Below are 11607 nucleotides of genomic sequence, written 5' to 3' on the forward strand. Positions count from 1 at the left end.
CGCCGGGACGCCGCCGAAGTCCGGCATGTGCTGGTACTATACCGATAGCACCAAGAAGACGGGTTTCTGGGACGTCTGCCCACGATAGCGCTCGATGATCGCCGTGAGCATCGAGCACGGCGAATCGATTTCAACAGGGGACTTGAGCTTGTTTGCTTCGTTGACTGCTGGTCGTATCCGGCGACTTCTTCCATGCCTCGCGCTGGTCGTGCTTGCTGGCTGCGGCGGACATCCGAAGGGCGTGCTGTCCCCCGTTGCGGACACCGCGCCGGGTACCAGTCGCGTCGACATGCTCGTCGCGACCACGCGCGCCCGATCGACTGTTCCGGGCGAGATGTTTACGGGCGAGCGCGCCCGGACGCCGTCCTTTGCGCAGATGAGGGTTTCACTGCCCAAGGTCCGCAAGGAGGGCGACGTCGCTTGGCCAAGGAAGCTGCCTTCGAATCCAAAGACCGACTTCGCCACGCTGAAGGCCGATGAGCTCAGTCTCGAGGGTGCGAAAGACTGGCTGAACGCCTCGGTCAAAAGGAACCGCGACCAAAGCGTCCTGGTCTTCATCCATGGCTTCAACAACCGCTTCGAGGATAGCGTCTACCGCTTCGCTCAGATCGTCCACGATTCCAATGTCCACAGCACGCCGGTCCTCGTGACCTGGCCATCGCGCGGCAGCCTGCTCGCCTACGGTTATGACCGCGAGAGCACCAACTATACGCGCAACGCGCTCGAGACGCTGTTCCAGTATCTCGCCAAAGACGGGACCGTGAAGGAAGTCAACGTGCTGGCCCACTCGATGGGCAACTGGCTGGCGCTGGAAGCGCTCCGGCAGATGGCGATCCGCAATGACGGCCTTCCGCCGAAGTTCAAGAACGTCATGCTGGCCGCTCCGGACGTCGACGTGGACGTCTTCCGGTCGCAGATCGAAGACATGGGCGATCCTCACCCGCAGTTCACGCTCTTCGTCTCGCAAGACGACAAAGCGCTTGCCTTTTCGCGGCGGGTCTGGGGCAACATCCCGCGGCTCGGTTCGATCGATCCGGAAACCGCGCCGTACAAGACCGAACTCGCCGACTACAAGGTCTCGGTGATCGATCTGACCAAGATCAAGGTCAGCGACGACCTCAATCACAGCAAGTTCGCGGAATCGCCGCAAGTCGTCCAGCTCATCGGCGCGCGGCTGTCCGAAGGGCAGACGCTGACCGACAGCCGGGTCGGCCTCGGCGACACAATCCTTGCAGGGACGACGCATGTGGCGGCGGCGGCCGGAAGCGCCGCGGGCCTCGTACTGACCGCCCCCGTCGCCGTGCTCGACGCCGATACTCGCAGCAACTACGCCAATCATGTCGGCGGTCTGACCGGACAAGACGGCGGCACGCAGAAGATCGCGGTCAAGAACTGCGCTGCGATGCCGGCCGACCCGGCGTGCCGGAAGCAACGATAGCAGGAGGCGCCCGCTTGAGTTCGGCCACGCCTGGCACGCTCTTCGTCATGCCCGTTCATCGCCGTCATCGTCCCCAACCGCTTGCCCGGCCCATGGCGATCCACCTTGAAACTTCTTTCAGGTAGACGAAGGGCTCCTCGGGGGTTAGGTTGCATAAGGGGATTTTAATACAAGCTTTAACTGTCGCGCATCTGTGTGACGAGGGGAAGGATGCAATGCAGACCTCGGTGCCTTTGCCTGACGATCAGGCCGAGCGCCCCTGTCCGACCCATGAGGAGGTCAGGGCGCAGCTTGAACGGATTCTGTCGAGCCGCGAGTTTCCCAGCGCCGGACGCGGCGCTGCCTTCCTGAAATATGTCACCGAGGAGACGCTTGCAGGCCGGGCACAGCGTCTCAAGGCGTATTCGATCGCCATCGAAGTGTTCAACCGAAGCGCAGGCTTCTCTCAGGAGGATCCGGTCGTCCGCATCGAGGCCGGACGTCTTCGCCGGGTCATCGAACGCTACTATCTCGTTGCAGGCCAACGCGATCCGATCCGCATCGACATCCCTAAGGGCGGCTACGTGCCGACCTTTACGTGGAATGACGCGCCGACAAAAGCGACCGGGGATGCGCCGATCGAAGAGGTCGTCGAGCCCCGGGTTTTCGCGTGGCGGCGACGCGCCTGGCCCATGCTGGCCGCGCTCGTGGCATTCGTCTGCGCGGCGCTTGGCTACTACGCGGGAGTTCTGACGGGGCCGGCCACCGGTCGTTCCGCCGGGCAGGTTCCGGGCGAGCCGACCCTTGTAATCGCACCTTTCGCGGATCTTGGCGACGGCCCCCAGGCTGCACGCTATGCCGCCGGGCTGACCGAGGAGCTTCTAACCGCCCTTCCCCGCTTCAAGGAGATCACCGTCTTCGGCCGCGAGACATCGAAGGCACTGCCTCCAGGCGTCGAGGCGTCTCAGGTGCGCGAGGGACTTGGCGCGCACTACCTTCTCGCGGGCGGGGTCCGCGTCGCGGGCGACAAGATCCGCGTGACCGTGCGTCTCCTCGACACCTCCGAAGGATCCATCCTGTGGTCGCAGCACTACGACGAGAACCTGGACACGCACGAGCTCTTCGTTATTCAGACGGATGTCGCGAGCAAGGTGGCGACGGCGATCGCCCAGCCTTACGGCATCATCGCGAAATCGTTGGCGGCCAACCCGCCGCCGGACGATGTCGGCGTCCATGACTGCACGCTGCGCTTCTACGCCTACCGCGAGGAGCTGAACCCGGAAACGCATCTGATCGCGCGCGACTGTCTTCAGAACGCCGTGGCGCGTTTCCCAGGCTACGCGACCGCTTGGTCGATGCTCTCGTTCATCCATCTCGACGAGGGCCGGTTCGAGTTCAATCCACAGAGTGACAAGGGTCCTGCGATGGAGCGAGCGCTGGGTTCGGCGCGGCGGGCGGTCTCGCTCGAACCCGACAACACGCGCGCCCTGCAGGCGCTCATGACGGCTCTATTCTTCAACAACGAGACGAAAGAAGCCTTCGAAGTCGGCGAAGCGGCGCTCGTCGCCAACCCGAACGACACGGAGTTCCTCGGGGAACTCGGAACGCGCGTCGCGTTCTCGGGGCAATGGAAGCGCGGCGCGGAACTGCTGGATCGTGCGATCGAGCTCAATCCGGGCGGCGCCGGATATTACTTCGGGACACGCGCGCTGATCGCCTGCATGCTCGACGATCATGAGGTGGCGGTGCGGCTGATCCGTAAAGCCGACCTGCAGAAATTTCCGCTCTTCCATGGCGTTGCGGCGGTCATCTACTCCGAGGCGGGGCTGTTGGCGGAAGCGAAGCGCGAGGGCGAGGTGTTCATGAACATGCGCCCCGACTATCTGCCCAACATCGTGGTCGAGAACCGGAAGAGAAACCTGTCGCCGAAGGACAGCATGCGCATGATCGCAGCGCTTCGACGGGCTGGACTGCCAGTGCCGAGCGCGACTGACATCGAAGCCGAGTTCCGGGTCTCCGACGCTTCATACGGCCCGTGAAGCCCGTACGCTACAGTAACATACGTTTCTTCTTCCCGCTCGTTCCGCCATTCTCCCGGCGCATGACCCGAGGCTCGCCGCCAGCCTCGGCATCGGATGGAGACAGAGCAAATGGCCAAGACCGCATCGACCCGCACCCTGCCGCTGAAGAGGTCCCTGACGCTCGCCGTCGCCGCGACCCTCGGCTTGGGGGCGCCGGCCTATGGTCAGGATTCCAGCTCCGATCTCGCCAAGAAGCTTTCGAACCCGATCGCCTCGCTCATCAGCGTTCCCTTCCAGTTGAATTATGACCATGGCTACGGTCCGCTCGATGGCGACAAGGCGACGCTGAACATCCAGCCCGTGATCCCCTTCTCGCTGAACGCAGACTGGAATCTGATCTCCCGCACGATCCTTCCCGTGACCTACCAGAACGACATCGCCGGGCAATCCGGGTCGCAGTTCGGTCTCGGCGACGTCGTTCAGAGCTTCTTCCTGTCGCCTGCCAAGCCGACCGATGGCGGCCTGATCTGGGGGGCGGGACCTGTCTTCCTGATCCCGACCGCGACGGACGATCTGCTCGGCGGCGAGAAATGGCGCGCAGGGCCGACCATCGTCGCGCTGAAGCAGGACGGCCCCTGGACCTATGGCGTACTGGCCAACCACATCTGGTCGTTCGCCGGCAACGAGGATCGCAACGACATCAGCAGCACGTACATGCAGCCATTCCTCTCCTACACGACGCCGACTGCCTGGACGTTCGCGCTGAACACGGAATCCACATACGACTGGAAGGCGCACGATTGGTCGGTGCCGATCAATCTGACCGTCTCCAAGCTGGTCAAGGTGAACGAGCAGCCGATCAGCCTGACGGCCGGACTTCGATACTGGGCGGCGGCTCCTGACGACGGCCCCGAAGGGCTCGGCGTCCGGGTCGGGCTGACCTTCCTGTTTCCGAAGTAGGCGCATAACACCGGCTTTGGTTGGGACCGCTCGATGTCCGCAGCCGCATGACCCCTTCTCCTGCCACCTGCGCGTGCCTGATCGCACGCCGCGAACCGAAAGGACGTTCAAATGCTTACGAAACGCGATCTACTCCGCTCTGCTACGATGGCCGCACTCGTCGCCGCAACGGCGAAGTCCACCCCGGTGCTTGCGCAGAACAAGGCCGAATGGCCCAGTCTGCTGGAGGCCAAGGACATCGCTGAAGAAGGCTTCATCTACGGCCTGCCGCTGGTGATGAACTATGCGGTGATGAACGAGTTCGCCGTGGACAGGAACTCCGGACAGTTCAAGGCGCCGTTCAACGAGATCAACAACATGCATCAGGTCGCCAGCCCGGTGGACACGGCAATCATCACGCCGAACAGCGACACGCCCTACTCGATCCTTTGGCTGGACTTGCGTGCTGAGCCGATGGTCATCTCGGTACCGACGGTCGAGAAGGAACGCTATTACTCGGTCCAGCTCATCGACGGCAACACCTACAATTTCGGCTATATCGGCTCGCGCGCTACGGGAACAGAGCCGGGCTCCTATCTCGTGGTCGGACCCGACTGGAATGGGGAGGAGCCCGACGGCATCAAGCAGGTCTTCACCTCGAGCACCCCGTTCGTATTCGCCAACTTCCGAACACAGCTTATCGATGCCGAGGATATGGCGAACGTGGAAAAGGTGCAGGCCGGCTACAAGGCGCACCCGCTTTCAGCCTTCCTCAAGCAACCCGCCCCGCCCGCCGCACCGACGATCGAGTTCCTTCCCGCCACCACTGCCGGCATCAAGAAAAACTTCTTCGAATATCTCGACGTGGCTCTGCAGTTCGTCCCGGAGACGTCAAGGGACAAGGAGATCCGTGCGAAGCTTGCAAGGATCGGCATCGGTCCTGGCAAGACCTTCGAGTTCAAGGATCTGCCGCTCGAACACAAGGCCGAAATGCTGATCGGGATGAAACAGGGGGACGGCAAGGTCGACAAGTGGCTGACCAGCGGAAACAAAAACATCAACGGCTGGAACGTTGGCGCGTTCTTTGGCGACGAGGCCTTCTACGACGGCGATTGGTTGATGCGCGCTGGTGCCGCCAAGGCCGGTCTCTATGCCAACGACGCAGTCGAGGCGATGTACCCTTATACCCGGACGGACTCGACCGGTGAGCCGCTCGACGGCAGCAAGCACAAGTACGTACTGACCTTCCCGCCCGGCCAGTCGCCGCCAGTGTATTCTTTCTGGTCCGTGACGATGTACGACGGCAAGAGCCAGTTCCTGGTCAAGAACCCGATCAATCGCTACCTCATCAACTCTCCGATGTTGCCGGGAATGAAGAAGAACGAGGACGGCTCGCTCACCCTCTATATCCAGAAAGACAGCCCCGGAGCGGACAAGGAAACCAACTGGCTTCCGGCCCCGGACGGCACGATCTATCTCGTGATGCGCCTGTACTGGCCGAAAACAGAAGCGCCTTCGATCCTGCCTGCGGGTAAAGGAACGTGGCAACCGCCCGGCGTGAGGCGGGTTTCGTAGAAGGCGCTGAACGCCGACTGGAACCTGCTCCGCGCCGGCGGGCTCGACAAGGCGCTCCACGAGCTCGGAGCGCCGCAACCGGCTGGACGTCGACCTGAAGTCGGACTAGAGACCGGTCTTCTCAGTCGAAAAACAGCCGGAAGGGGACAAGTGTATGAAATGGATCGGGCTATTTCTGGCCCTGACGATGTCCGCCTCTGCTCACGCTCAGGAGGCTCCACGACCCCAGAAGGTCGACGATCTCGTGCGGCTGCTGCAGGATCCGGAGGTTCGGTCATGGCTGGAGAAAGCGCCCGGCCCGTCGTCGATAGCCGTCGAGGAAGTGGACGCCGGGCTGGCGACATGGGAGGCGGCCACACGGAGCCGGATTGATGGCGTCGTTCAGGTAATTCCAAGGATTCCCGGCGAGTTCATGGCGGCAGCCTCTCGCACGAGGGCGGACGCCCTGTCCCACGGAAAGCTGCCGGTGTTCGTCGTCTTCCTTGGGCTGACGGCGGTCGGACTTCTCGCCGAGCGGATGTTCGCGCGGTCGAGACGACGCGCTGAAGGACTGCAGGAACGCCTGCTGGCGATCGGCGTCTTCGCGGTGGCCATGGGCGCGGTCTTCTTCGCATTCGACTGGCCCGCCCTTCCACGCATCGTCCTCCTCGTGTCGCTGCTGGCGCTCGTCGCCTACCGAACGATCTCCGCGCTTCTCGATGCGGCGGTGCTGGCGTCTTCCGTCCGCAGGCGGGCGAAGGTCTTTGCGGGAGTTGCCGTAGTCGCGGTTGCCGCCGCAAGTCTTGGCCCGCCCTTGTCGATCGACCCGGCGGCTACGGAGGCGATCTCGTTCTGCTTTTCGATCGCCCTCCTCGCTTTGGCCGTCGAGGGCGCCGTCTCCTCGTCCGGGAGGACCCTTGCCACGCGCATATCGCTATGCCTTGCCTTCGTCGTCATCTGGGCGCTCTGGTGCGTCGGTCTGCACGGCCTGTTCTGGCTGGGCGTCTACGCGATGGCCCTGCCCACGGTGCTGCGCTTCACCGGTCGGGCGGCGGCCGAAGCGTTTCCTTCCGAACCTGACAGCATGAAGCGCGTCCTGCTTGCCCGTGGCAGCCGTGCCGTCGTAGTGGTGGCGGCTGCTGCATGGCTAGCCCTCGTCTGGCGGTTTGATCCGAACTCCCTGGTCCACAACAATCATGTCGTGGCCGCGGTGTCCTACGGACTTCTGAAGAGCGTGGTTGTTCTACTACTCGCCGATCTCGCGTGGCATCTCGCTAGGTCGTGGATAGACAGACGGCTCACCGTTTCGTCCGGTGTCGCAGGCGATGCATCTCAGGCGGCCCGGCAGGGCCGGCTTCGGACGCTCCTGCCGATCTTCCGGAACATGCTCGCCGTCATAGTGGCGGTTGTCGCCGGCCTGATCGTGCTCGCGGAACTCGGCGTCCAGATCGGGCCGCTGATTGCGGGCGCCGGTATTTTCGGCGTCGCGCTCGGCTTCGGATCGCAGACGCTGGTGAAGGACGTCGTCAGCGGAATCTTCTACCTGCTTGATGACGCCTTTCGTGTAGGTGAATACATCCAGGCGAAGAGCTACAAGGGAACCGTCGAGGGATTCAGCCTCCGGTCGGTGCGGCTGCGTCATCACCGCGGCCCGGTGTTCACCGTTCCGTTCGGCGAGCTCGGCGCCGTCGAGAACATGAGCCGCGACTGGGTGATCGACAAGTTTCGGGTGAACGTGAGCTACGACGCGGACATCGAGAAGGCGCGCAAGCTCGCGAAGAAGATCGGGGAGGAGCTGAAGGCCGATCCGGAACTCGGGCCACTGTTCATCGAGCCGCTGAAGATGAAAGGCGTCGAGGAGTTCGGCGACTACGGCATCGTCCTCAGCTTCGCGATGACGACGGTGCCGGGCATGCAGACCTATATCCGGCGCAAGGCATACGCGAAGATCCGCGAGGCGTTCAAGGCAAACGGCATCGATTTCGCGACGCCTTCGGTTCAAGTCGGCGGCGATGCCAGGGACAGCGCAGCGGCGGCCGCGACGGCGCTCCGGACGGAGCAGGACAAGGGGGTGGCGGAGGAGGGTTAGTTGGCATGATTGTGGCAGGGAACGACGTCCGCCCTCGGGACTGGCGTCTACCTCGAGAGACCGTCGTCCTGAATGTCTCACGTCACGGTCCGCCCGGCACTGAGGGCTTCGCCAAGCGAGTTATCAAATAGTAATACAATATTGCGGAACTTAAAACTGGCGCCGTCGTTGTGCCATCATGTCTGAAACGTATAAAACAACCGCAGCCGGAATCATCGAGCGCGATACCTTGAAGCGCTTGGGACCACATTTGCGTGGCCTACCAGAGTTCGCATTGCCCGCCGACTCCGAAGACGTTTTCGGCGACTTCCTGAAAAAACTAGACGCTGTTGCCAGAGAGAACCAGGCACCAGGCATTGAGGTTGGAAGCAAAATAGGCTCGCCGAGTTTGTCAGCTTAAATCGTAAAACCTGGTGGCAAAGTCGAGCTGGTGAGCGACAACTCTGATGTCGCTCGGATAACGCGAACCGATGCCGGGATCCTTGCGGCGATCTCGGGAATGCGCTCAACAAGTACTCGCTTTGTATCGCTGCGACGGCTGGGCGGCATGAGCGCGGCGGATGGCGTCGCGGGCTACCCGGACACGCCGAATTCGCGGAAGCGGTACTATTGGCCCAGCTCTTGACGATCGCGCCAGGCAAAATTGGAGGTCCGTTTGGCGATCAGCCATTTGCCGTCGCGACGGACATATTCATCATGGTAGGTGACGCCGCTGGTGTTCTTGATCTTCTTTCCGGCTTCATCCGCAATGAGGACGACCAGGCAATAGGCTGTTCCAGTCGCGGTATCCCCATTCAGCTCGACCGTCTGCTGACCGTTGATGTGATAGACGGTCTCGAAGTTGGCGAGGTAGCCAGCAAAGGCATCGCCAATCTCCTTGCGGCCCTTGAAGGATGAACCCGGTTGGCCGCTGGATACGCTAGAAACAGTCGCATCCTCGGTGAACAACAGGAGCTGGGCGGTGACATCCTTTGTGTCCGCCAGATTGGAGAACGTGTCGACGAGGGTCTTCAAGGCTGCTCCGTCTTCGAGTGCCTGCAGTTTCTGCTCAATGGTAGAAGGGCTCATCGTCTGCGCCTCCGGTTCTAAGGGCGAGAGGATCAGCGCCAGCCCCAGAGAAAGTCCGGCGAGCAGATGACGATGCCACCCTCCTTGCAATCGGCGGGCTTTATATTTTGTCAAAACTGTCTCTCCATCGATATGATCGCGAGCTTTTCCACCTGCCTGGAGCGCCGGCATGCAGTCAGTCTGTTGGCGGCAGGGCGTCCAACCAGGCGGAAACAGTTTCCAGAGTTCGTTTCTCCTGGTCTGCTGCGAGCGAAAACCCACGACGGACGGTAGCTTCGGGCGCGTGGGCTTCGACCACGCCCATGCTATTGCCGAGGCCGTAACCGCCGTGGGTGACGAAGGGGACGACAGACCTACCCGTCAGATCATGCGCCAGAAGGAACGAGCGGATCACCGGCGGAGCAGTCTCTGCGGCGGCCTGCGCCACGGTCGCCTGGTAGTCTTCCGGATAGGGCGTGGCTGGGTTGATTTCGAGGAGGCTGGCGTTCTGCGAGAGCCTGCACCTTGGGAAAGACCACTCCGGCGGCGCTCAGAAACATTATTTGCAGAAGGGCGCGTTTGGGGATTGTGGGGATCACTCTCCGCCTCCTTGTTCAGGCCTCATATCTATAAAGCGCAGCACGATTGAACGGATCAATCTTCAAGGTCGCGACCTCTCTGAGGGCATCGCCTCTCCAATCCAGGGCCGTCTCGCACGTTGCATCGACGAGCATCGTCGTTCTGGTCGTTGTGTCGTACGGTTTCCAGTCCGGCATGCGAGCGTTGTTTGGGTTTCCTGTCCTTGCAAAGTTTACGAAGGCCGACATGAGGTTCATCGAGGTCTCCATCGCGTCGTCGCCCGGACCGATCATCTCCCCGGCCTCATTGACGGTGCCGAAGGCGAACGGGATGTCGACTGCATGCGGCGATCCGAGCACGCCGTTCTGCCACGGGATCGTCCAGTTGAAATTATACATGTAGACCGGGGCCTGCCCTGTTGCGCCTGACTTGGTTTCCGCCGCACCGGTCAGCGGAAGACGGAATTGAACGTCGGAGGCGACCGCCACCAGGATGTCCGACGGCGTCATATCGGGAGACGCCTTCCGGTAAGCCGCCATAATGGCGTCGACCTTAGCGTCATCGATCTTGAACGTAGTCCGCAACCGCACCCGCATCTGCTCCTCCGTTAGCGTGAAGTTGCGCATGTCGCTCTGGAAGAACAGGCTGGCTTCGGTCTTGGTGCTGCCCAACAGCATTGGAACCTTGGCATGCATCGCCAGGCCTTCCGGGGCCATTGGACGGGCCACAATATGCTTGCCGTCGATGACTGGCCGGGCGCCTTCGAACGAGGCTGCTACGGCGCGGATACGGGCGTCGAGCACGGTTTGCATCGGGATCTGCTGGGCGGCGGCGAGGTTCTTCGGATCGACCCCCAGTTCCTTGATGAACGCGTTTACATAGGGTTCCATCGCCGCAGCCGGATCGACGTTCAGGCCGGCGGCGCCGCTCATGCTGATCGCCCGATGAAACAGACCTTGTGCCTTCGGCATCGCCAACAGGGTCATGATCTTCGATCCACCACCGGACTGGCCGAAAACGGTCACGCTGCCGGGATCGCCGCCGAATTGCGTGATGTTGTCCCGCACCCATTCCAGAGCGGCGACGATGTCGAGGTTGCCGGCATTGGCCGCATCGCCAAAGTGCTCAGGGTCGAGGTGGGACAGGTTGGTGTAACCGAAGGCGTTTAGACGATGATTGATCGTCACCACCACGACGTCGCCGTATCGGGCAAGATTACTTCCGTCGAGACCGGCGCCGCCTCCCCCGCCATTGATGTAGCCGCCGCCGTGGATGTAGAACATCACGGGCCGCTTGGCGTTGGTGTCAAGATCCCGCGTGAACACATTGAGGACGCAGCAATCCTCCCCGAGCGGCTCGTCCTGGTTATACCAGCCGAACACAGAGCCGCTCATGCCCGTATTGATCTGGGGGCTGAGCGAGCCGTATTCTGTGGCGTCGCGCTCACCATGCCAGTCCGCTACCGGCTGCGGAGCTTTGAATCGGTTGGCTCCGGCCGTACCTGCCGCATACGGAATTCCCTTGAAGCTCAAGGCGCCCTTCGCCCGAACACCCCGAAGGATTCCATTCTTTATCTTCGCCGTGACTGGCTCTGCCGAACATGCCATCGTCCCCCGCAACACGATCGGGGCGGCAATAACAAGCGCCACCGTGGATAGAAATGCGCGTCTGCCCGGCCGGCCCATCGTCATCGGTGTCTCCATCATCTGATCGCTGTTGAAGTAGGTTAGCTTGCCTTCATCGATAAGATGGTGGAATCCTATAGGCCCTATTAGGAAAACTTATAGATGGCCAAGTACTACAACGATCTGGCAGTCTTTGTTGCCGTAGCGCGCGAGGGCAGCTTCACAAAGGCTGCGGCAAAGTTGAATGTCTCGCAGTCGGCCTTGAGCCAGACGATCAAGAATTTGGAGGAACGCCTCGGCCTTCGCCTGCTTGCCAGAACGTCCAGGAACATCTCG

At 61.9% G+C, this 11607-nt stretch carries 9 protein-coding genes; 6 read left to right on the forward strand and 3 right to left on the reverse strand.

Annotated elements, in window-relative coordinates; translation table 11 throughout:
* Window positions 1–94: 94 nt before the first annotated feature.
* The 5 genes from FY112_RS05070 (at window position 95) to FY112_RS05090 (ending at window position 8020) form a co-directional block, all read left to right on the forward strand.
* Window positions 95–1438, forward strand: coding sequence for an alpha/beta hydrolase (locus FY112_RS05070; protein WP_246700608.1), 1344 nt, complete (start codon window positions 95–97; stop codon window positions 1436–1438).
* Window positions 1439–1653: 215 nt separating this feature from the next.
* Window positions 1654–3456 (forward strand): adenylate cyclase, encoded by a 1803-nt coding sequence (locus FY112_RS05075; protein WP_017961629.1) that lies wholly within the window; start codon window positions 1654–1656, stop codon window positions 3454–3456.
* Window positions 3457–3567: 111 nt separating this feature from the next.
* Window positions 3568–4398 (forward strand): transporter, encoded by an 831-nt coding sequence (locus FY112_RS05080; RefSeq protein ID WP_151517875.1) that lies wholly within the window; start codon window positions 3568–3570, stop codon window positions 4396–4398.
* Between the two features lie 111 nt (window positions 4399–4509).
* On the forward strand, window positions 4510–5952 hold the full coding sequence (locus tag FY112_RS05085; RefSeq protein ID WP_151517876.1) for a DUF1254 domain-containing protein: 1443 nt from the start codon (window positions 4510–4512) through the stop codon (window positions 5950–5952).
* Window positions 5953–6106: 154 nt separating this feature from the next.
* Window positions 6107–8020, forward strand: a complete 1914-nt coding sequence (locus tag FY112_RS05090; protein ID WP_131719263.1) for a mechanosensitive ion channel family protein — start codon at window positions 6107–6109, stop codon at window positions 8018–8020.
* Window positions 8021–8626: 606 nt separating this feature from the next.
* On the opposite strand, the gene FY112_RS05095 is transcribed toward FY112_RS05090, so the two are convergent.
* The 3 genes from FY112_RS05095 to FY112_RS05105 form a co-directional block, all read right to left on the reverse strand.
* A complete protein-coding gene (locus tag FY112_RS05095) occupies window positions 8627–9202 on the reverse strand; it encodes a nuclear transport factor 2 family protein (RefSeq protein WP_210384801.1) in 576 nt (191 codons plus the stop codon).
* Window positions 9203–9263: 61 nt separating this feature from the next.
* Window positions 9264–9482 (reverse strand): flavodoxin, encoded by a 219-nt coding sequence (locus tag FY112_RS05100; protein WP_246700609.1) that lies wholly within the window; start codon window positions 9480–9482, stop codon window positions 9264–9266.
* Between the two features lie 199 nt (window positions 9483–9681).
* Complete coding sequence (locus FY112_RS05105) at window positions 9682–11331, reverse strand: carboxylesterase family protein (protein WP_246700610.1); 1650 nt, start codon at window positions 11329–11331, stop codon at window positions 9682–9684.
* Between the two features lie 102 nt (window positions 11332–11433).
* Between FY112_RS05105 and FY112_RS05110 the strand changes: the two genes are divergently transcribed.
* Window positions 11434–11607: LysR family transcriptional regulator (locus tag FY112_RS05110; RefSeq protein WP_151517878.1), on the forward strand; the 174-nt coding region annotated here is incomplete at its 3' end.

The sequence above is a fragment of the Rhizobium sp. PEPV16 genome, assembly GCF_008919455.1.
GTDB classification, from domain to species: Bacteria; Pseudomonadota; Alphaproteobacteria; order Rhizobiales; family Rhizobiaceae; genus Rhizobium; species Rhizobium leguminosarum_Q.